Source organism: Candidatus Accumulibacter phosphatis (assembly GCF_012939955.1).
Lineage (GTDB): Bacteria > Pseudomonadota > Gammaproteobacteria > Burkholderiales > Rhodocyclaceae > Accumulibacter > Accumulibacter delftensis.
On record NZ_SPMY01000028.1, the window covers coordinates 14,709 to 36,134 of the forward strand.

Sequence of the window (21,426 nt, forward strand, 5' to 3'; positions counted from 1 at the left end):
CATTACTTCGCGACGGTTGCGACCCGCGCAGGGAAACCGTCCGCATGTGTCTGCCCTGAGCGCAGTGAGCAATAGTTAGCCGTATTGAGGTAGATTTTGCCCAAGAAGACGAGCCTGACCGGGAGTGAGCTGTTCATTGTCGACAACAGCGACGATGACTGGAAAGCCGCCCGCTACCTTCACGACTGGTGCCAGCTTTCCAAATCGATCGACATCGCCACGGCCTATTTCGAGATCGGCGCACTGCTCGCGTTGGATGGCGAGTGGCAAAAGGTCGACGGGATCCGTATTCTGATGGGCGACGAGGTCAGCCGAAGAACCAAGAGGGCCTTTGACGAGGGGCTAGCCCAAGTATCGAGACGTCTGGACGACAGCATCGAGGTTGAGAAGCGAAAGAACGATTTCCTCGACGGTGTGGCTGCCGTGGCGGATGCACTTCGATCCGGAAAGATCCGCTGCCGCGTCTATCGCAAAGACAAGTTCCACGCCAAAGCCTACATCACCCATGCCCGCCTGGATGTGGTTGGCTCCACGGCCTTGGTCGGCTCGTCCAACTTCACATTCCCAGGACTAACCCAGAACGTGGAGTTGAACGTGCAAATCACGGGAACTTCTGTTGGAGTCTTGCAGGAGTGGTTCGAAGCCCACTGGGATAGCGCAGAGGACGTGACGCCCGATCTGTTGAAGGCAATCGAGCGGCATATCCACGATTACACGCCCTTTGACGTCTACACCAAATCGCTGCACGAGTTCTTCAAGGGCCATGAACTAACGGCGACGGAATGGGAGCGAAACCATTCTGTGGTTTACAAGATCCTCGCGCCTTACCAAAGAGAGGGCTATCACGCGCTGCTGAAGCGAGCAGACCGCTACCGCGGTGCCTTCCTTTGTGACGGCGTGGGCCTCGGCAAGACCTATGTCGGCCTGATGCTCATCGAGCGCCTGATCGTCCATGACCGCCTGAAGGTGGCGCTCCTCGTACCCAAGTCCGGGCGCAAAGCCGTCTGGGAGTGTGCACTCCGACAGCGCTTGCCCCACCTTTTCGGCAAGTACAGCCAGCTCGAAATCTTCAACCACACCGATTTGCTGCGTGGCGGGCAAGTTGCGGAGGACCTGGAAAGCGTCCGTGCGCGTGCCGACGTGATCATCGTCGACGAGGCACATCACTTCCGCAATACCGGGATCAAGGGCGACACCGACGACCCGCAATCGAGGTACTGGAAGCTGTACCAACTGGCCGATGGCAAGACCATGTTCCTGCTCACGGCGACCCCGGTGAACAACCGTCTCACCGACCTGCAGCACATGATCGAGCTGTTTTCGCGCGGGCAGGCCGATTACTTCCGGGACGCGCCGCTGGGCATCCATTCCCTGCCCGGGCACTTCCGCAAAATGGAAAAGGATCTGGAGGGGTATCTGAATCGCGCCGCCGACAACGGCGAGGGAGTGCAGACCGACCTCTTCGAGGCGGACTTCGTGCTCGGCGCCGATGCGCTCTTCCATGCACTGGTGGTCCAGCGCAGTCGCGCGTACGTGCGGTGCAGCCTGGAAGCTGCGGGCGACGGCGACATCCTCTTCCCCAGGCCGCGCGAACCCAAGGTCCAGCCGTATTCGGTCAAGCAGACCTACGGCAAGCTGCTGCAGATGGTGGAAGACGCGTTCAACAAGCAGAAGCCGTTGTTCTCGTTGGCGATTTATTTCCCCTATGCGTACTACACTGGCCCCGAGACTGATATCGACGCGCTGACCCTCGGGCGGCAGAAGCAAGTGGTCTCGTTGATCCGCACGCAGTTCCTCAAGCGCTTCGAAAGCTCCGTTCACTCATTTCGTGCGTCATGCTGGAGCCTGCTGATCAAGTTGCTGGCCTGGGTCGAAGTCCATGCCGAAAGCGCCCATGAAAAGCGCCTGCTCGAACGCTGGAAGAACCAGCACGCCACCTTGATCAACTACGCGCAGACGCACCAACTCGAATTGTTTGGTGAGCCCGACGATCGCGATGCGGACGAAGACGTCATCCCGGCGGAGATGCTGGAGGCCGTGGAGAAGCTGCCGCGCGACAAATTCAAGGTCGACGAGATCATCGACGAGACATTGCTGGACCTCGACCAGATCGCGTCCTTCCTCAAGGAACTGGACAAGTTCAAGCCGTCCCAGGACAAGAAGCTCCAGGCCTTGCTCGGTCTGTTGAAGAAGGATGCGGTACTGAGCAAACACAAGTTGCTGATCTTCAGCGAGTTCATGACCACGGCGCGCTACCTCAGGCAGCAGCTCATCGAAGCCGGCATCGAAGGTGTCGAAGAGATCGACAGCGCCAGCAAGGCCGACCGTGGCGACGTCATCACGCGCTTTTCGCCGTACTACAACGGTTCTTCCAGCGTCGAACTCGCCGCCGCAGGCAAGACGGAAATCCGCGTGCTCATCGCCACCGACGTGTTGTCGGAGGGGCTGAACCTGCAGGACGCCACGCGTATCATCAATTACGACCTGCACTGGAACCCCGTGCGACTGATGCAGCGCATCGGCCGCGTGGACCGGCGCATGGACCCGGCCATCGAAGCGCGCATCGTCGCCGACCACCCCGACCAGACGAAGCTGCGTGGCGAAACGGCATACTGGAACTTCCTGCCACCTGAGGAGCTGGACGAACTGTTGCGCCTCTTCCGCACGGTATCGAAGAAGACACTGCGTATCTCCAAGACCTTCGGCATCGAGGGCCGCAAGCTGCTGACACCCGAAGACGACTACCAGGCGTTGAAGGAATTCACCGACGCCTACGAGGGCACGCTGTCACCGGTGGAGGCGATGCACCTGGAACTGCAGGCGCTGTTGCGCGAACACCCGGACCTGGAAGCGCGCCTGAGGTCACTGCCCGGCAAGGTCTTCAGCGGCAAGCAGCATTCGCAGCAAGGCTCGCGTGCTGTGTTTTTCTGCTACGCGCTGCCGGCTCGACCCGTCAGCGAAGCCTCGCCCGACGACCAAGCGGCGTGGACCCTGGAAGCCGGCTACGTGCAGTGGTACCTGATGGACTTGGGCGACAGCTCGATCCGTGAAGAGGTACCGCCGATTGCCGACGTTATTCGCTCGACGCCAGACACACCGCGCCGCTGCGAGATCGCACCGGCCACGCTCAAGCAGGCGCGCGAGACCCTGGAGAAGCACATCAAGAATACCTACCTCAAAAAGGTGCAGGCGCCACTGGGCGTGGTCCCCGTGTTGCGCGCCTGGATGGAAGTCAACTGACAGGGAGTGTCATGACCGAAGAACAACGCCGGCGGCTGCGAGCCGTCAAGACGTTTGCACAACTCATCGATTTCTTGCGCGACGAACTCGATTGGCCCATCGACCAGGGGCACGACGAAGACGACCTCACCTTCGACTGGTCCGACGACCTCGGCCTGAAGGACGAGGAGCGCGTCGGTATCAAAGAGATCAAGCAACTGCGCCCATTGGAGACCGGACAGCCCTGGGGCATCTTTTTCGTCAACTTCGAGAAGAAGAGCCTGCCCATCGTCATTTTGCGCCGCATCCTCAACGCCCTGGTATTGAAGAAGCGTGCCAGCGCCAACCGGGCGAAACAGGCGGCATGGCAGCAGCGCGACCTGCTCTTCATCTCCGCTTACGGGCAGGAGAGCGAGCGGCAACTCACCTTCGCTCACTTCAGCGAACCGACCAACGACTTCGACCCCAGCAAGGCCACGCTGCGTGTGCTGGGCTGGGACGACGACGACACCAGCCTGAAGCTGGACTACGTAGCCGACACACTCAAGGCGAAGCTCACCTGGCCCACGGACACGGCGGACTTGAAGGACTGGCGTCAGCGCTGGAGTGAGGCCTTCGAGCTGCGGCACCGCGAAGTGATCGACACGGCCCAAGACCTGGCGCTACGCCTCGCCGAACTGGCGAAGCGCATCCGCAATCGCATGCTGCAGGTGCTGCCGCGCGAAAGCGAGAGCGGCGAGCTGCGCAAGCTGCTGAAGGGCTTTCAGGCCGCGCTGATCCACGACCTAGATGAGGCCCGGTTCGCCGACATGTACGCGCAAACCATCACCTACGGCCTGTTCTCGGCCGCTGTCTCGCGCACCGTGCCCGGCGCAGGAACAGCGGTGCACCAGGACAACGTCGTCGACATGGTGCCGGTGACCAACCCCTTCCTGCGCGAAATGCTGTCGAGCTTCCTCAAGGCCGGCGGGCGGCGCGGCAAGCTGGACTTCGACGAACTCGGCATCCAGGAGGTCGTCGACCTGCTGAACGATCCGAAGACGCACATGGAGGCCGTGCTGCGCGACTTCGGCAACCGCACGCGCGGCGAAGACCCGGTGATCCACTTCTACGAGGAGTTCCTCAAGGCCTACGATAAGAAGCTCAAGGTGCAGCGCGGGGTGTTCTACACGCCGCAACCCGTGGTGTCGTACATTGTGCGCAGCGTGCACGAACTGCTGCAGGCCGAATTCGGTTTGGTGGACGGTCTGGCTGACACCACGACCTGGGGTCAGATGCTGAAGAAGCACCCCGGGCTGAAACTCCCGCCGCTCACCGACGCGCCGGGCGAAAAGCGCACCATCTCGCCGGACGAACCCTTCGTCCAGATCCTCGATCCCGCCACTGGCACCGCCACCTTTCTCGTCGAAGTCATCGAGGTCATCCACCGCACCCTCGCGGCGAAATGGAAGGAACAGCGACTCACCGACGACCAGCAGCGTGCGGCATGGAACGACTACGTGCCGAAGCACCTGCTACCGCGGCTGCACGCGTACGAATTGATGATGGCGCCCTACGCCATCGCCCACATGAAGATCGGACTCAAGCTCTCGGAGACGGGGTACCGCTTTGGCACCGACGAGCGCGCTCGCATCTACCTGACCAACGCGCTTGAACCGTCGCTGAAACAACTCCCGCTCGTTGGCTTTGACGCCCTCGCCCACGAAGCCGCCGCCGTTAATGAAATCAAACGGCACAGGCGCTTCACCGTCGTCATTGGCAACCCGCCGTATGCTGGGCATTCGAGAAACAACGAAATTCACTGGATCGTCGACCTCGTCAAAGACTTCACCCGTGATGAACCGAGCCTTCAAGGTCCTGGCCAAGGGAAATGGCTTCAGGACGACTACGTTAAATTTCTGCGGATAAGCCAACACCTCTTGGCTTCAACACAAGCGGGAGTCTTGGCGATGATTACCAATCATCGCTATCTCACTAACAGAACCTTCAAGGGAATGCGGCGCCTTTGGAGAAGCCAATTTCCGCTTACGCGAATTCTGGACCTTCATGGCAATCGGGTTGTCCGCGAAGTTTCACCAGTTGGGCATGATGAAAATGTGTTCGACATCGAGCAGGGTGTGGCCATTGGAATTTTCGCGAAGGGATGCGTTGCACCCTCGCGCGTCGGATTTCATGAACTCTGGGGCTCACGAACGACTAAAGACACTATAGGGAAGTACGACGTTCTCGCAGGCACGTCGTTGAGAACAACGGAATGGCAATGGCTAAATCCCGGTCCACCCGATTGGCTTTTCTCACCACGCGAGGAGGTGGCCGAAGACATTCGGTCCGAGTTCGATAGCGCAATCAAGATGCTGGAGCTGATGCCAGGCGTCCTTGGCCCCAACGGTAAGCCTCAAAGCGGCCTATTGACGATGCACGATGGTTTTGCGCTCAGCTTCACTGCTAGTGAGGTTGAGGAAAAGATGCGCCATTTCTTGAGGACGACCAGCCGTGAGGAGGCCAAAGGAGTCTTTGGAACGCTTTGCAATCCGCAGCAATGGGATTACGCGACAGCAAAGAGAACATTGGCGTCTCCGGCGTGGCGAAAAAAGGTCTTGCGCATCTCTGTTTCCCCTTTCGATGCCCGCTACACGGTGTACGACAAATCTGTAGCAGTGCATCTTCGCCGGCGCCTGTCAGACCACTTTTTCAATCATAAGAACCTCGGTCTGGTCATCGGTGAGGCCGGACAGGAAATCAGCGGAGACGATTGGGATGCGGTGTCGTGTGTCGACTCTATCCTCCAATTGAACTATTTTCGACGGAACGGCTCGCCTACTTTACCGCTTTATATCTATGACGAGGACATCCTAGCGGGCGGAGCAGACGCACGTCGCGCAAATTTGTCGCCGCAGCACCTTGCAGAAATTGCAGGCCGATTGCGCCTGAAAGTTGGAAGAGACGGTCTGCCCGTCGGCCTGACGCCAGAAGATATCTTCCACTACGCATACGCGTTGTTTCACAGTCCCGGCTACCGAAGCCGCTACGCAGAGTTTCTGAAGATCGACTTCCCTCGCCTACCTCTGACCGGAAACCTAGATCTGTTCCGCGCGCTGGCCGGGCTCGGTGGCGACCTTGTCGCTCTGCATCTGCTGGAATCGCCCAAGCTCGCCCAGCCCATCACCGAGTTCATCGGCGGCGGTAATCCCGTAGTCGAAAAGGTCTCATGGTCGCGCGAAACCGTTTGGGTAGATAAGGCGCAGCGCATCGGCTTCCGAGGCGTGCGCGAGGACGTGTGGAACTTTCACATCGGCGGCTACCAGGTCTGCGCGAAGTGGTTCAAGGACCGCAAGGGCCACACGCTGAGCGAGGACGACCGCACCCACTACCAGAAGATAGTCATCGCGCTGTCGGAAACCATCCGCCTGATGGCCGAGATCGACCGCGTGATCGACGCGCATGGCGGTTGGCCCGCAGCCTTCCAGACCACCGCCACGGCATGAACCCGCCGGACCCGCCCAGCACGCTGCACTTCTTCGTCGACGAAGCGGGCGACCCGACGCTCTTCGACGCCAAGGGCCGCATCCTGGTCGGGCAGGAGGGCTGCTCGAAGACCTTCATCCTCGGCAAGCTGGATGTCGAGGACCCGGCTTCCTTGCACGGGGCGCTCGAACAATTGCGCGCCGATCTGCTGGCCGACCCGTATTTCAAGCGCGTGCCGTCGATGCAGCCGGAGCGCGCCAAGACCGCGCGCGCCTTCCATGCCAAGGACGATGTGGCCGAAGTTCGGCGCGAGGTATTCAGGGTCCTGATGGGCTTCGACCTGCGCTTCTACGGCGTGGTGCGGCACAAGACCGCGCTGCTCGACTACGTGCGCCAGCGCAACGAACGCGAGGCCGGGTACCGATACCGCGGCGACGAGTTGTACGATACGCTGGTGGAGGAACTGTTTCGCCGCTACCACCCGCTGGCCGACCAGCTGGAGATCTGCTTTGCCACACGCGGCAACAAGTCGCGCACCCATGCCTTCCGCTCCGCCATCGAGAAGGCCGAAGCGCGGTTCGAAGGGCAGTACGGCATTCGCCGCTCAGCCGAGGTGGCCATCGTCGCCAGCACGCCACCCGAGATGGCTGGCCTGCAGGCGGTCGACTACTGTCTATGGGCCTTGCAGCGCCACTATGAGAGGAACGATTCCCGCTACATCGAGCTGATCTGGGGCAAGGTCGTCGAGATCGAGGACATGGACCGCATCGAAGGTGGTCGCAAGGGCGTCGTCTACAACAAGAAACGCCCCCTGATTGTGGACCAGAGGGCGTCGCAATAAAGGGTGGGAGGTATAGGACCCGTCGGCCGAGGCCGGCGGCTCACACGGCATGAAGCCGAATTTTGCCCCCGCACGAGATCAATTCTAGCAGCTTTCTGCAGCAGAAGGTGGCGACAAGTCGCCGGTATAGCGTTATCCCATTTTGTAATAATGGTTTAAGCTGTCGGATGCCAGAAGGGGCGAGAAGCGATGAGCAAAGGGAAGATGCGGAAGGTACCCGCCGACTTCAAGGCGAAGTGGGTCTGGCAGCCTCGCGAGCGCTGGCGACGATCACAAGGCCGGGAACGCGGCGTTCATGCGGTCCATGGAGCAGTTGAAAAAGGGCGATCCAGAACCAGGCCAAGACCTTGTTTACAGGCAAGCGCGGTCCTAAACCGTGAGCATGGGTTCGTGCCTTTGCGGTTGGCAAAGCGAAACTATACCCCGCCATAATCAGGATTCACCCGGTAACGCGCATGAGTACGAATCTGAAACCCGGCGCTCTGGGCAGAGTGCAGCTACCAACCGCCATCCAGCAGTTCGCCCAGCGCCTGTCAACGATCTCGCGGTCATCGAGCAGGCTCCATTGCTTACGGCAGACGTCGTGCTGTGAACCCGTCCGGCGCGCGCGGCGGCTTGCAGACTGCCAGGGTGCGCCATCCTGGTATCGTCGGTCGTGCTCGACATCCGGGACCGCGTCACGCAGCTTCCTGGTCAGCACGTCGACTGTGATCGCCCTCGTCAGCCGCCGCTGCGTTTGCCGGCCAGATGTAGCGGTAACGGCTCGCAACTTTTCCAGCTCCACGCCTGACCAGTTCGAGCACGCCATCTGCCACGAGGGCGTACAGTATCTTTGAGGCGTCAGTGAAATGAGCGTCAATCAACTCGCCGGCTTGTCTGGCGGCCAGGAAGAAGGGCTTATCGCCGGCATGTCGCTGGAGTAGCTCGCAGATGCAGATTAGCCTGTAGGCCTTCTCCTGATAACCAAGCGCGGCGATGTTTGCGGGGATTTCGTCTGCCATCTCAATTTTCTTCAATATCGAATTCAATACCGATCCATGCGGGGTGTGTACCGACTCCCATGATCGCAGGAAGTCACCCCATGACTCCGAAAAATCAGCGGTGCCAATTACCGGTAGCGCGAGCTTATGCCACTGCTGTACTATCTCGCGCAGCTCCTTCCTAGTTGCATCCGGCGCTACACCGCGAAGGTAGCGCGCTAAGGCGAACAGGCATCTGTTGCGCTGTCCGACCGATTCCGGCTGATAGTGAATAATCTCCTCACCTACAGAAGAGACAGAAGAGACAGAAGAGACAGAAGAGACAGAAGGGACTGAAGATGACTTCTGATTCCTCTGTGCTCTTCTGTAGGTTGCGGTCAATCCAAAATCATCAAGACTGTATTCGCCTAGCGAAGTGTCAATAATGCGCACTGGAAACGGGCCACCTTTCCGATGCAAAAAGCCAGGCAGGCGCAAGACGCGGCTACGGTCACAGCAAGACTTGTCGCCGTCGAATCGCTGGATCAGTTCCTTTAGCGCAGGCTCGCAGGCGTCCACTGAGCAGTCACTGACGCGCCAATAGGCATGGTATCTGCCAGGACTACTTTCAACGACGATATGGGGTGGCGGCCGGGAGTTACGTACCGGCTCGATTGGTGCGCCATCCAAGTCGACGAACAGCGCATTGACGCGCGTTATGTTGGATTTTTTCCGGCCGCGCCCGTCCGTTTTATTTACGGTGACGAAGACGCCTGCCCCCTGATCGTTGAGCTTTTCGAGGGTGGCACCGTGGTTATCTAGACTGCCGTGCAGGAGTCGGATGAGTTCCTGTCGGCCGCTACCGTCGTCGGCAAAGGTCTGGAAGCTCCAGGAGTCCGAGCCCGCGTCAAGGGCGGTCAAAAACGCTTGTGCTGCGATCAGATCGGGACGCATCAGACACCCCCTATGGCATCTAAGACGACCCGCCTGTGCGCTTCGATGTTGGCCGCGTCCTCTGCCTCAAGGGCTGTCTGTGCATTGAACTCGTCAATGTCAATCACCGACTCGATAGCTTCACGCAGCTTCGATTGCAACAGTTCGACCGGGGCGGCATCTAGTTCGACTACCTTTACACCATGATTGGCGACGAATTTCTCATAGTTCGGGCTTGACTGTTTCGCGTCCATGTCACTCGGCAAGTCATGATTTCTCACATCCTCCGCAGTTAATGCCACCTTGACGGCGTGAATGCTCGTCAGTCCGAAGTCGTCGCGTAGAGAGCGCGCAAAGGACGCCGCGATTTCCTCACCATCAGGGTCAAAGTCAGTCATCATCAGCAAGACGAGTTTCGACTTGCCTGATTGCCTGAACCGTCGGTAAAGGTCATAGCGTGGTGACAGTGACGAGAATCCGCGGCCAGTGGTGACAGGAATGCAGTACTCCCGTGCAACTGATTCGATGACTGTTCGCAACGCATTTTTTTTCCAGCATGATTTCGAGGTGTTGCGTCTGGCCTTGCATTAGATTTCTGCTGTATCCGGTCAGAAATCGCTCTGTTTGCTGCAGGACGAAATCCTCAAAAGTGGAAAACCCACCGCCAAGTTGGATTGGTCTGGTTGAGTCCTCGATTGCCTGCCAAGGAATGCCGCCAGTTAGCCGTGCCCGTAGCAGCAGGCTGGTCAGCGCTTTGTACGAACCTTTATCATTAAGATATTTGGAACCTGGCTTCTTATCGTGTCTTAGCGGTGGGTTATTTAAGAGCAGATAGTGGACTCGCCTGTCCGTCAGTGGCCAATATGGCTTGTTCTCTTGGATGATGTGTTTCACAGAATCGAGAAATTGCATGGTTGTTATCCGTGCGCGCTTTTTTGGAGTTTCCAAGCTTCACATTGGACTCGACCGCGCCCGCCATCGCATGGTCTTCTATTCTTCGGCGCAATAGGGCGATATGTGCTTTCTTGGGGTCGATTGCGAGCAGCTTTTCCCTGATGCGCTCGCTGGGCGACTTCTCCCTTTGTTGGTTGTATCTCCTCAAAGTCGCAAGTCGCTCAGTACCTGTCAAACTGTTGAATAGAGCATCCACGACTCGAACTGGGACCGTCCGCAAGCCGAGGTACTTAGCAGCGGCGAGCCGTCGGTGGCCACTTAGAAGCACGCAATCGGCCGATAGCGTCAAAGGTTCCTGTATTCCGTTCTCGTGAATAGAGAGCGTTAGCTCTCGATCGTCAAGGTTCGCGATCCCGAATCGGTCATACAGAAGGTCGTTCTCTTTTGCTACCTGAACGTCTTTGACAAGAAAATTGCTCTTGTCCACTTTTTTTTGGTTCGATGTCTTTGGCGATATTGGAAGCGGCGTTCATTAGGCCACCTCGCTAGAGGTCACTGCCTGAACTGTGGCCGTGGGAACTCTCAAGCGTTTGGCTGCGACTTTTCGGGCAATGTGCTCGGGAAGTCTTGCAGGGTTCGCGGCCTTACGGGCGAGGTGCTCCTTGATGGCGGCCGGGTTAGCCTGGACGGCTTCTCCGGTAAGCAGCGCCTCGACTTCCGCAGCATCCCAGAGAAGGCGACCACTCGGAAGTTTGGCAGGAACCATCCCGAGATAATGCCCGTCTCGGCAATATGCGGCGCGCGCGGTCTGCGGCCGATTCCTCAGACGATTTGCCAGTTCTTCAGTGCTGAGTTTTTCAGTCAAGCGATTGCTCGACACGGATTGAGTCTTAGTCATTGAGTTACTCCAGTTTCCCGCTTGTGCGGTATGGAATAACTTTCAATGCGGGAAAACGTGAATGGAAACGCTCAAGCAGATAGCGGCAAAGCTTCTAAAGCCTTGCTGTTACTGGGTTTTTGGGGTTTCAGATCAATGAGAAAACGGGAAAACGCGGGATTCCCGTTTTTCCCGTTTTTCCCGTTTTCCACGGAGCGTTACTTTTTCTTGTACTTCCACCACTTGTCACCTTGAAGGGCATCACGCTGAACCGTTCTCTTGTTGTCGATGAGGCCACGTGGACCATGAATTTTCCGGAGCTGCAATTCGTCCATGACTCGCGCTGAGTATCCATCTAGACTATCGCGACATTTGTTTTCCGTGTCGTGATCAAAAAACTCGTCAGCGACGGCACGGGCAGCTTCCCTCCAATCTGCTGCTTCCGCCTTACGGGATATCGCGCTATTTCTTACCGCGTGTCGAAACGCCACCGGCACGTCGAATCCAGCAAGTTCATGAGGAGCGGTATCGACAAAGTCGATAAGCTTTACCGGAGTACATGGAAATAACAAAGGGTCAGTCAAGTTATGATCTTCCATCTCGTCTCGCTCGTCATCAGGCCACTCCGACATGTCTTCATGAGTCCATTTTCTGAAAAAGACTCCCTCGCTTTTTATGAGATACGCTACGGCCCATCCGCGCCCAAAGCCAGTTAAAGCGCGCCAATCTCGTATGGTCAGCGCTCCCTTTTGTGCAAGCTCGATACACTGCTCGTCTGATAAGTTGACTTCCTCGAATCTGGATTGGGGGTGATCTTCCACAGGGTTTCCTCCTGCAAATTGATGAAAAGCGTCGCGCATGGTGCGCTGGGAAAGTGGGCTTGACGCCAAGCTTTCCTGCTCGCGGTGTGCTTGCTGGAATCGCAAGGCGATGGTTTCCTGCGCCTTCCTGTCGGCCTCAATAGCGCAAACGCGTCGCTCCACAGCGGATAGTTCAGGCCATTTTGGGATGTAAGTATCAGCGTAGGGTCGCTGCTTTACCGGAAGAACGGATAGCGGCTTGTCGAACCACTTTTCAAACATTTGCACTAGATCTCCGCCGTCCTCTGCGTGCATCATCTGCGTTCTTGCACTCGACGGTTTCGCCCTGAAGATTTCCGCGAAACCGTCGACCACTGTGGCTATTTCGTCTTGGTCGATCACCGGGGCGTAACTTACATCGGCCGGGGTTTCGTCAGCGTTTGGAGAAGAGCTGCTGGGCACATAGATGAAAAAATTCTCGGGATTAAACGGTTCCTCCGCGGCTCTTTCGTCAATGCTCTTCTGCAATTCCTCTCGCCAGTCTTCCGGCATCCCATTGGCAGCCATTAGCTCAGCAGTTTCGCCATCGTCCGGGGACGAAATCAATTCCTTCATCCGTTCAACCCAGTTGGCTCGATTCTCAAATAGCTCTTCGTTGGATAAGCGACGGTAACGCCTCAAGTGTTCCGCTGCGAAGTCGTCTTTCCACAGAAACACACCAGCCGGCAAGGTTTTCGCTGATTCCCGTTTCCACTTGGCAGTCGCTTCGGCAGATGTCAGTTCGCCGTTACGCTGCCGCCTTTCCAGCCCGTCATGCAACGCCTGCAACTTGATTGCGAAGGGGCGCCACTCCAGATGTTCCATCTTGCGGCCAGCGCCATAGGCGAGCAGTTCATAGGCGGAAAGCCCGTATAGGGGGTGTATTGGGTCGAAGCGCAATAGTCCGCGAACGAGAACGTCAGCAGATACGGTTGTTTCTGCCATGTAGGGAATGGCACGGACCGGGATAGCCTCGCGGCCGTTGATACGGAATACGACGTTCATGCTCGGCGCTCCTTCTTTGCGCTCCTTCAAGTAGGGGTGCCGCGCCAGCCGGGAAGAAGCCCGGTTTTCTCCCCGTCGGGATAGGCGCGGCAAATTCGATCAGGCTGGGTGTTCTTCGCGTCGAGCCACGGCCAGACGCAGACCCGCCGCGGACAGGACGGCCAGCAGCGTTTCAAGTGTCGGATTCCCCTTGGGAGACAGCGCGCGGTAAAGGCTTTCACGGCGCAGGCCGGCGCGTTCTGCTACCTCCTCCATGCCTTGCGCTTGGGCGACATGGCGCAGGGCGCGGAGCAGGCATTGGCGCCCGCCGGGTTCATCGGCCTCTTCCAGCGCAGCAGCCAGGTATTCATCGGCAAAAGCCGGATCTTCGCGGAGCAGTTCCACCATTGCGTCATCGTGGGGGCGGGCGGCTTTCATTGTGCGTTCCTCATTTTCCAGTCTTGCCAGTAGCGGACAGCGGTTGCGATGTCGGCTTGCTGCCGGCGCTTGTCGCCACCGATCAGCAGTAACAGCACTCGGCGGCCTGCCTGAGCGTAATACACCCGGTAGCCGGGGCCGTGGTCTATCTTCAGTTCCCATACTCCATCGCTCAGCGGCTTGTGGTCGCCGAAGTTGCCAGCGGCCATGCGCTGCACCCGGACGGCCACCCTTGCGCGTGCCTGCCTGTCTGCTAGGTCTGCGAGCCATTCTTTGAACGGGTCGCGGCCGTCTGCCATCTGGTAGTCGAGAAGGTCGAACATAAGTGTGTAACGTATATGTTACACAAGTTTCGCAGGCGTCACAAACCCCGTCAAGCCGCGATTCGTGCCACCGGCGCGCGTTCCTTGGCGCGCTCGCCAGCGGTCCACAAGTCGCGTTGCGCCTGCAGCCGTAGCCAGTAGCCGGGCGAGGTGCCCAATGCTTCGTGCAAGCGCAGGTCCATGTCGGCGGTGATGGCGGCGTGCCCGTGCAGGATGCGAGAAAGCATGACGCGGCTTATGCCCACGTGTGCAGCGAACGCAGTCACGTTCATGTCGAGGTCGTCCAGCCAGCCGGCGAGCAGGTCGCCGGGGGGGCGCGGGGTTGTGCATGTCCATGTGTCGGGCCTCAGTGATAGTCGATGTAGTCGAGCAGGTCCACGTCCGTTCCGTCGAACCGTAAAACCAGCCGCCAATTCGCCTGAACCGTCATCGCATGAAAGCCGGCGAGCTTGCCGGACAGGCCATGCAGACACCAGGAAGGGCGGGCAAGGTCGTCAGGCGCGGCGGCGGCGTGCAGGGCGGCCAGCATTTCCCGTAGGCGCTTGGCGTGAATCGGCTGTATTCCAGCTTGCGTGCCAGAGCGGAAGAACGCTTCCAGCCCTTTGTGGCGGAACGAAGTAATCCTAGTCTGTATATCGCCGCTTTACAATTGATTCTGCACGACACGCAAACCCGCGTCGGATTCGCCGGGCTGCTCGATACCCGCTTCAGTCAGAATCCAGGCCTCGATCTTCGTGTGCCACATGCGCAGCAGGTCGAGCGGGCGAACGCGGTAATGCTTCTCGGCAGTCGCGCTCGGCGCGTGTCCCATGATTTGCGCTGAGACTCCGGCGGGGCATTCTACCCATTCCGCCAGCGTACCGAACGAGCGGCGCAGGCCGTGAATGGTGACGTTTGGGAGGCCCGCGGCAATCAGTGCCTTGTTGTGCTGGATGCGCGGCTCTTGCAGCCTGCCAGACGCGGCGGCAGGGCTTGAGAATACCCATTCATTGCGGCGGGGCAGGGCGGCGAGCAGCGAAGCGACAAAGGGCGTCATCGGAATAGTGCGATTGCCTTGCACCTTGTCGCCGATGGTCAGGGATTTCCACTGGAAATCGACATCCTTCCACCGGATGCCCGCCACTTCCTCCCGGCGCGCTCCCGTCAGCAACGCCGTTTGCAGATAGGCGGCAATGACAGGATTCTGTATCCGGCGCACCGTGGCGAACCACGACGGCAACTGCTCGCGCTGCAAGCAATCATCCTTGGCAATCTTCTTCGGCAGCTCGTTTTTCGCCATACGACTGCCGCAGGCGTCCACATGTGCCTGATCGCGGTACTCGGGGCGATCGCTGCACCAGTTCAGGAAGGCACGCAGCAGACGGAAAGCAAGCGCTGCTTGTGTCGGTCGTTTGGCTGCCTCGTCTTTCAGCCAGGCGCGCACGCAGTCGGCGGTTATCTGTTCCAGGGGGCGATCCAGCAAGGCCAGAAGTGCGCCGGGCATCGTCGTGTCGCCCTCGCCGGGCCGGCGGCCTCGGGTCTTGGGTTTCCCGCCGGGATCAACAAGGCGCTGATGATCAAGCAAGGTGCGCTCACCCCACTTCGGCGCACGTGCCACGAGGTATGCTTGCCAGGCTTCAAAGGCAGGTGCCTCGATTCGCTGCGCCTCGACTCGTTTGGCTTCGTCCTCGGCGCGCTTGGCGTCAGCGGCCGCGATTCGGTCGGCCTTCTCTTGGCGCGGGTCTATTCCCTGGTCGATCAGCGTTTGCAGTCGGCGGGCTTCGTCGCGGGCGGCGGCTAGCGTCCACGTCCTCGGGTCGCCAATCGTCAGCCGGACGGTGGCACCAGACTCAAGCCGGCTTTGCAGAACGTAGCGTTTTGAACCTCCGGCGGACGCCTTCAGGCCAAGTCCGCTTGCGCTGGCGTCCCACAGAAACGCGGCCGGCTTACTTTCCTCGCAGCGGAAAGCCGCGACTCTGCCAGCAGTGAAGTTCACCTTGTTGTCGTTCATGTCTGCCCCCGTTGTCAGCCTGCCAGTTGATTCTGGTAAGCGCACAGTAAGCAGATTATAGACATGTGCTTCAACGTCGTGCAACGTCTAATTTCGCCAACATGTTGAAAAAACGCGGATTTAGCAGTGTTCGCGAACTCGGTTCAACGTAGAAAAACGCTGTTTTTTGCGAACTGTTAATCCGTAGGTCCCTGGTTCGAGCCCAGGTCGGGGAGCCACAGAAAATTCCTAGTAGTACAAGCGCTTAGCCCAGCCCCCGCGGTTGGGCTTTTTGCGTTTGGGGCGGGCGTCCGGGCCTATACCGAGCTGGGGGTGGGTCGGGGGGCTGGCGGGGTCACAGGCTTCTGGTGGCGGCGCGGTGAGTGCAGCCGATCTGTGCTACGGATTAAGGGGTGCCCGGTAACGTTTGAGGGCTGCTATGATTGGCGCCTGCTAAGAAAAACACACGACCTCAGGGGGGAATATGCCCAGATCGCCGGATCAGTACGTTCGTCCTTTCAGCCTTCCCCTTGCGATTGGTGCGAGTGCCATTTTGGCAGCATGCGCGACGCAATACAGTGAAGCGCCAATTCCAAGCAACTTCGCCACCACCAAGCAGGTCAAGTTGCAGGCCGGCGCACACTGGAACGCCATTGCCGCGCACAGCGCCAAAACCCTAATCGACCCGCTAAGACTAGGCCGGGGTTGTATCGCGCCACAACCGGACTGCGGCTTCGTTTATGTGCAGCTTCCCAAGGAAGCCTCAGCATTCGCACAGGCATTCCGTACCCAGTTGATCACGTCGCTTGTCAATGAAGGCGTCAACGTCGCCAAGCAGCCGGCCGGAGCGAAGGAAGTGGACTTCGACATCCAAATCGTCAAGTTTTCACCGCGGCGTCTTGACGGTACGTTCACCAGCGCGACCGCCATCTATGCCGGCTTATGGGCCCTGGGTGGTCTGTGGGTAGGCACCTCGCCGGGTGCTGCCGGTGCCCTGGCCGCCGTGGCCTTCGACGCCACCCGCTGGTCAACCTCTGAACTCGCTTCCGGACCAACACCACAATACGAAGTGATCATCACCATCTCGGCTAGCGATGCCACGCAGTACCTTGGTCGTGCAACCAACGTCTACTACATTGCAGACTCTGACGAGATGCTTTACAAGGCGGCCACCGCGCCGGTCCTGCATACCATCACGGTCAGGGGAGGGCAATGATGCCCAAGGTGCTCCTGATTGGCGGCTTGGCGACCATCGCCTTGCTAACGGGCTGTGCGTACAACGACAACGTCAATCGTGCGCCCGAACCTAGCTATGCGTCTGTCGACAAGAGCGAATTCATCGCCGCCAACTACCGCGCCGCCGATGCGTTGATGGAACAGTTCAAGAGTCAAGCCTATGGCGGCCCGCTCATCGTTGCCACCGTTGTGAATATTGATCTGCTCGAACAGTCGTCCACGCTCGGCCGGCTGATCTCGGAGCAGGTGTCGGCCCGTTTTTCCCAGCGAGGTTTCAGCGTTGTCGAGATGAAGTTCCGGAGCAACGTCTATATGAAGAAGAGCGCTGGCGAACTCCTTCTTACCCGAGAAATCAACGAAATCGCTCGCTCGCACGACGCGCAGGCCGTGATCGTGGGGACGTATGGAACGAGTGGCGAAGCCGTCTTCATCAACATGAAAATCGTGCAGCCGGGTAACAACATCATTGTGGCAGCCTATGACTATGTTCTTCCGTACAACAGTGAAACACGCGTCATGCTAGGTCGTGCCAAGTGAGGAAGCTGATGCAGAATCTGGGATTGGCTCAGTTTCGATGCTCCGTTTCTCACGGGTAATCGGAATCCTCAGCCTTGGCGAGTTGGCGCCCGGGCTGAGGGCAAATGTTAATCCGTAGGTCCCTGGTTCGAGCCCAGGTCGGGGAGCCACAGAAAATTCCTAGTAGTACAAGCGCTTCGCCCAGCCCTCGCGGCTGGGCTTTTTGCGTTTGGGGCGGGTGACCGGGCCTATACCGAGCTGGGGGGTGGGTTGGGGCTGGTGCGGGCAGCGGTGCGTTCATGTGCGTGTGCTGCTGGATCCCGTAGAGACACCTCGGCTTGGCAGGCTTCTGGTGGCTTGTCGAACGTCGATCTACTGCTGGCTTCATGGAAAATGATCGACCTCGTGCAGTCCAAGCTTACAATCCCGGGAGGAACCGTCATCGCGGCTGTCCCGTAAAGCAGGTCGATCCGCTGTGAACTACCGACGGTTGAGCGTAGCGTTTCTATGGCGACGGAGAAGCGCTATTCGTTGGACCTCACGCGTACGTTCAAGCAGTCCATCCAACGCGCGGCGCTGGATCGCATCCCGGTTGAGTGAACAATATGGCAGACGTCTTCATCAGTTACTCATCAAAAGATCGAGAGAGTGCCCAAACACTGGCGACCGCACTACGCGCCGTCGGCCGATCTGTTTGGTGGGATCGCGAGATACTTACCGGTCAAGCGTTCGACCACGCAATCGAGAAAGAACTGGATGCTGCAAGGAGCGTTGTAGTACTTTGGTCGCGAGAATCCATCGGTTCCGAGTGGGTGAAGAACGAAGCTGCCTCGGCCTCGGAGCGCGGCATCCTGCTGCCAGCAAACATAGATGGCACAAGACTCCCTCTCGAGTTTCGCAGAAGGCACACTGCCGACTTGTCAGGTTGGACTGGCGATCCCTCTCACGATGGTTTCCGGGCGGTCTGCCGAGGTGTTGACAGCATCGTCGGCGGAGACACAGTGTCGCCCACGCGGACCTCTGCCGAAGCGGCGAAAGGACGCGGCCGGCACCTCACCCTCCTTGCGGTCGCCGTGGTCGTCATACTTGTCGCGAGCGTGTACGCCGTCTTGCCTGACAACACCGATTCATCCAAGCAAGCCGTACAGCCTCGACAGCAAGCTTCGTCTGAACTATCGACCGCGACACAAGCCCCAGCCAAGGTGCTCGTGGAACTTGCGGATGCAGTCGTCGGTGATTATTGGGGCGAAGTAATATCGGACTCAAGAGGCAGTTCACGCACACACATAGGGGTGACCGTTCGCAAGTTGGGACCCAATAGAGTTCGCGCGACCTCTTCATACGATAGGATAGGTACAGTCGATGTCGAGTTGACTCAAATCGATAAGCAGATTCTCAGCACTGGCGGCGACACTCCGTTTATGGTGGACCTCGGTGCCGCACCTCCAACGCTCCTTTTGAATCCGCATAACGAACTGGCATATCGCGGAACGCTAAGACAGTGAAGGAAAGTCGACAACGCCGAACGAGTAGAGTGAGATCGCGTGCAATCACAATCGCAAGCGGCACCGTTTGCTGGGCGAACCTGCCCCATGAGCATCGCTGGCCGCCCAGGAAATATGCGTTGGGCAAGTATTGCGGTGTGCAGGGTCAGCGCGACTGCGTCGGCTGGAGGGGCCGGTTGCCGTCATGGTATGAAACCCGCTTTGGGTGTTGGTGGGCCATGAGCGCTAGGATCAGACGCTGTTCAGACCTGCCGACCACCCTCCGCATCGAATGACAGACATGTAGAATGCGACTCATGACACGCTCTGAGCTAATCGCAGCCATCGCCTCACACTTTCCAACTTTGACAGCGAAGGACGCGGAAATAGCGGTCAAGGAAATTCTTGGCGCAATCGAGCACTCGCTGTCACAGGGTCATCGCGTCGAAATCCGTGGCTTCGGAAGCTTCGCGTTGAGCCACCGTCCAGGACGCACCGGGCGCAACCCAAAAAGTGGAGAAGCGGTCGCGGTCCCAGCGAAATATGTGCCTGACTTCACCGCCGGTAAAGAGATGCGCGAGCGCGTCGAGAGGGCGACGGAGTAGATGCCTGCGGGGAGGCCATGTGCGTGTGCGGCGGGGCGGGGTCCTGTATTGGCATCTGGGCTGGTCGGCGTTCTGGCGGCACCATTGCCCCGGTTGGCGAGCATTCCGGTAAGCCAGCGAAACGCCTTCTCGTCGGGCCAAAGCTGCTGGTCACCCCTCGTGTAGCGACGTCGCCGAAAGCCGTCCCTGATAGCCCTACCGTTGTGGTGGCTTGAGAGACCGCCGTCAGCGTCACCCTGCAGTCCCGAGGGGTAGAATTGGATTCAGATGCCAAGGGGACGAGGCCAGAACCGGCTGTTGCAGTCCCCAAAAACCGAACCGTCTAAACAGCAGCCAACTCGTCAGAAACCTCCTGCCGTCTGTCAAAATAATCCGGAGCCATTCGAATGGACATGCTCACAGTCCCTTTCGGACTTCGAGGAGACGAACTTGTTTCTCCGTGTGACGTTAAACGTGGTCTAAGTTGCAATTGCACCTGCCCGGGTTGCGGAGCTAGGCTCGTCGCAAATCATCCTAAGAGTCCCGAGCGCCGGAAATACTTCTCACATCTGGCAAATACCGGTTGCTCCACCGGCTACGAATCTGCTCTCCATCTCGCCGCGAAGCAGGTACTCCAAAAAAACCAAGAGGGTTCTCGTCCCATCGATATCTGCCACGATCACTCTGTACGACAAAGAGACTCAAGCCGAGGCTGCGGTGTCCAAATACATCGGAGAGAAGGAAGTTGCGCTTGAGAGCGTCGCACAGGAAGTCAGGGAGTTTTCAGGTGTCGTGCCTGACATCGTCGCTTCCGCGGGCGGAAGGCTGCTTCTGATAGAAATCGCGGTGACCCATTTTGTTGATGATGAAAAACTGGCTAAATTGAAACAGCTGGGGCATCCAGTCATGGAAATTTACCTCGACCCAGAAAATGCAATTCCAAGCATGGATGAAATAGAAAAGCTGGTCACGTCTTCTAGCCACAACCGCTCGTGGTTGATCAACTCGAAGTGCGAGCGCTTATACGATGCAGCACGAGCGGAAGCCGAAGAAGAATTGGGAAAGGCAAAAGAGCGATTATTTCTAATCCGCGAGAAAACCAAGGAGAATCATGAGAGCTATCTGAGGCTAACCGACAGCCAAAAACTAGCAACCGAGCTGGACTTGTTGAATTCTTCCCTCGACGAATTAGTTTCCCTAGAAGATGTGAAAACTGTAATCGGCCGCCGCGTAACTGGTGACAACAGCTTCGGTGTCTCCAGCAGAGTCTGGCAATTATTCGTCTATCGAGAATTCGTTCACAATAACCAGGGGAATGATTTCCATGCCGACGATGTCCTTGATGCCATCTCCGGGAGATTCAGGGTCGAATCGGTGTTCAACGAAGCCCCGCAGATAGCGATCCACTACTACTTGAAGTTCCTCAGTGAGAAGGGAATGCTTGAACGATCGTATGCAAAAAGCTACTCGGTAGTAAAAGACATTACCGGGAATGAATTGCCTTTTTGATCTGCGAGTATCCGGAGTATCCGGGGGCGCTCCCCGTCCGCTCCCAGCACCAGGGCCTCGACACTCGGATAGCATAGTTCCCTTCGTCATACTCGGCAATTGAAAAATCGTTAACTTTCATGGGCTTATGACAAGAGCTTGTAAACCCCTCTGAAATCAGGTCTACTCTCGTCTTTTGGGCAACCGAAATGAGTGTGACGAATGGAGCCAGCCTGATGTGCTGCTTGAGGGGGCGTTGGTGCACTATTAGTAACTGCTAATATACTATATGACTAATCCCGCCATTTTGGGCGCGAACTCCCCCTATCCCCGTCCTACTTCATGCGGCAGGCGCAATTTGCCCCACCCCGACGGAT

At 58.2% G+C, this 21,426-nt stretch carries 18 protein-coding genes; 8 read left to right on the top strand and 10 right to left on the bottom strand.

Features of this window, described 5'->3' with window-relative positions; genetic code table 11:
• Positions 1 to 96: 96 nt before the first annotated feature.
• From E4Q23_RS10820 to E4Q23_RS10830, 3 genes are read left to right on the top strand one after another with little or no spacing between them, the layout of a single operon-like run.
• Positions 97 to 3,240, top strand: a complete 3,144-nt coding sequence (locus tag E4Q23_RS10820; protein WP_169066648.1) for a helicase-related protein — start codon at positions 97 to 99, stop codon at positions 3,238 to 3,240.
• 11 nt (positions 3,241 to 3,251) lie between these two features.
• Positions 3,252 to 6,704, top strand: a complete 3,453-nt coding sequence (locus tag E4Q23_RS10825) for a type ISP restriction/modification enzyme (protein WP_169066649.1) — start codon at positions 3,252 to 3,254, stop codon at positions 6,702 to 6,704.
• The gene (locus E4Q23_RS10830) at positions 6,701 to 7,525 is read left to right on the top strand and encodes a DUF3800 domain-containing protein (RefSeq protein ID WP_169066650.1); all 825 of its coding nucleotides are present in this window, start codon (positions 6,701 to 6,703) and stop codon (positions 7,523 to 7,525) included. Before E4Q23_RS10825 ends, E4Q23_RS10830 begins: the two co-directional genes overlap by 4 nt.
• 677 nt (positions 7,526 to 8,202) lie before the next feature.
• Here E4Q23_RS10830 and E4Q23_RS10835 read toward each other — a convergent pair.
• From E4Q23_RS10835 to E4Q23_RS10880, 10 genes are all read right to left on the bottom strand, one after another.
• A complete protein-coding gene (locus E4Q23_RS10835; RefSeq protein ID WP_169066651.1) occupies positions 8,203 to 9,438 on the bottom strand; it encodes a DNA-primase RepB domain-containing protein in 1,236 nt (411 codons plus the stop codon).
• Entirely contained in the window at positions 9,438 to 9,824 is a 387-nt protein-coding gene (locus E4Q23_RS10840; RefSeq protein ID WP_169066652.1) for a hypothetical protein, read from the bottom strand. Before E4Q23_RS10840 ends, E4Q23_RS10835 begins: the two co-directional genes overlap by 1 nt.
• Positions 9,825 to 10,234: 410 nt before the next feature.
• A complete protein-coding gene (locus E4Q23_RS10845; RefSeq protein WP_169066653.1) occupies positions 10,235 to 10,798 on the bottom strand; it encodes a ParB N-terminal domain-containing protein in 564 nt (187 codons plus the stop codon).
• A 45-nt stretch (positions 10,799 to 10,843) separates the two neighbouring features.
• Positions 10,844 to 11,209 carry a hypothetical protein gene (locus tag E4Q23_RS23800; protein ID WP_248595373.1) on the bottom strand — a complete coding sequence of 122 codons (366 nt, stop codon included), beginning with the start codon at positions 11,207 to 11,209 and terminating at the stop codon, positions 10,844 to 10,846.
• Between the two features lie 197 nt (positions 11,210 to 11,406).
• Entirely contained in the window at positions 11,407 to 13,032 is a 1,626-nt protein-coding gene (locus tag E4Q23_RS10855) for a hypothetical protein (RefSeq protein ID WP_169066654.1), read from the bottom strand.
• A 99-nt stretch (positions 13,033 to 13,131) separates the two neighbouring features.
• On the bottom strand, positions 13,132 to 13,449 hold the full coding sequence (locus E4Q23_RS10860) for an addiction module antidote protein (RefSeq protein WP_169066655.1): 318 nt from the start codon (positions 13,447 to 13,449) through the stop codon (positions 13,132 to 13,134).
• Entirely contained in the window at positions 13,446 to 13,772 is a 327-nt protein-coding gene (locus E4Q23_RS10865) for a type II toxin-antitoxin system RelE/ParE family toxin (protein WP_169066656.1), read from the bottom strand. Before E4Q23_RS10865 ends, E4Q23_RS10860 begins: the two co-directional genes overlap by 4 nt.
• Before the next feature lie 50 nt (positions 13,773 to 13,822).
• Positions 13,823 to 14,044 carry a HigA family addiction module antitoxin gene (locus tag E4Q23_RS25215; protein WP_248595374.1) on the bottom strand — a complete coding sequence of 74 codons (222 nt, stop codon included), beginning with the start codon at positions 14,042 to 14,044 and terminating at the stop codon, positions 13,823 to 13,825.
• Between the two features lie 74 nt (positions 14,045 to 14,118).
• Positions 14,119 to 14,406 (bottom strand): type II toxin-antitoxin system RelE/ParE family toxin, encoded by a 288-nt coding sequence (locus E4Q23_RS10875; RefSeq protein WP_336511666.1) that lies wholly within the window; start codon positions 14,404 to 14,406, stop codon positions 14,119 to 14,121.
• 9 nt (positions 14,407 to 14,415) lie between these two features.
• Positions 14,416 to 15,762, bottom strand: a complete 1,347-nt coding sequence (locus tag E4Q23_RS10880) for a tyrosine-type recombinase/integrase (RefSeq protein WP_169066657.1) — start codon at positions 15,760 to 15,762, stop codon at positions 14,416 to 14,418.
• A 463-nt stretch (positions 15,763 to 16,225) separates the two neighbouring features.
• On the opposite strand from E4Q23_RS10880, the gene E4Q23_RS10885 reads away from it, so the two are divergent.
• The 5 genes from E4Q23_RS10885 to E4Q23_RS10905 all read left to right on the top strand — a co-directional run bounded on the left by E4Q23_RS10885 (position 16,226) and on the right by E4Q23_RS10905 (position 21,070).
• Positions 16,226 to 16,957 carry a hypothetical protein gene (locus E4Q23_RS10885; protein ID WP_169066658.1) on the top strand — a complete coding sequence of 244 codons (732 nt, stop codon included), beginning with the start codon at positions 16,226 to 16,228 and terminating at the stop codon, positions 16,955 to 16,957.
• Positions 16,957 to 17,514 carry a FlgO family outer membrane protein gene (locus E4Q23_RS10890; RefSeq protein WP_169066659.1) on the top strand — a complete coding sequence of 186 codons (558 nt, stop codon included), beginning with the start codon at positions 16,957 to 16,959 and terminating at the stop codon, positions 17,512 to 17,514. Before E4Q23_RS10885 ends, E4Q23_RS10890 begins: the two co-directional genes overlap by 1 nt.
• Positions 17,515 to 18,098: 584 nt before the next feature.
• Positions 18,099 to 18,998 carry a toll/interleukin-1 receptor domain-containing protein gene (locus E4Q23_RS10895; protein WP_169066660.1) on the top strand — a complete coding sequence of 300 codons (900 nt, stop codon included), beginning with the start codon at positions 18,099 to 18,101 and terminating at the stop codon, positions 18,996 to 18,998.
• A gap of 296 nt (positions 18,999 to 19,294) precedes the next feature.
• The gene (locus E4Q23_RS10900) at positions 19,295 to 19,582 is read left to right on the top strand and encodes an integration host factor subunit beta (protein ID WP_169066661.1); all 288 of its coding nucleotides are present in this window, start codon (positions 19,295 to 19,297) and stop codon (positions 19,580 to 19,582) included.
• A 696-nt stretch (positions 19,583 to 20,278) separates the two neighbouring features.
• Positions 20,279 to 21,070 carry a hypothetical protein gene (locus E4Q23_RS10905; protein WP_169066662.1) on the top strand — a complete coding sequence of 264 codons (792 nt, stop codon included), beginning with the start codon at positions 20,279 to 20,281 and terminating at the stop codon, positions 21,068 to 21,070.
• Positions 21,071 to 21,426: the final 356 nt, after the last annotated feature.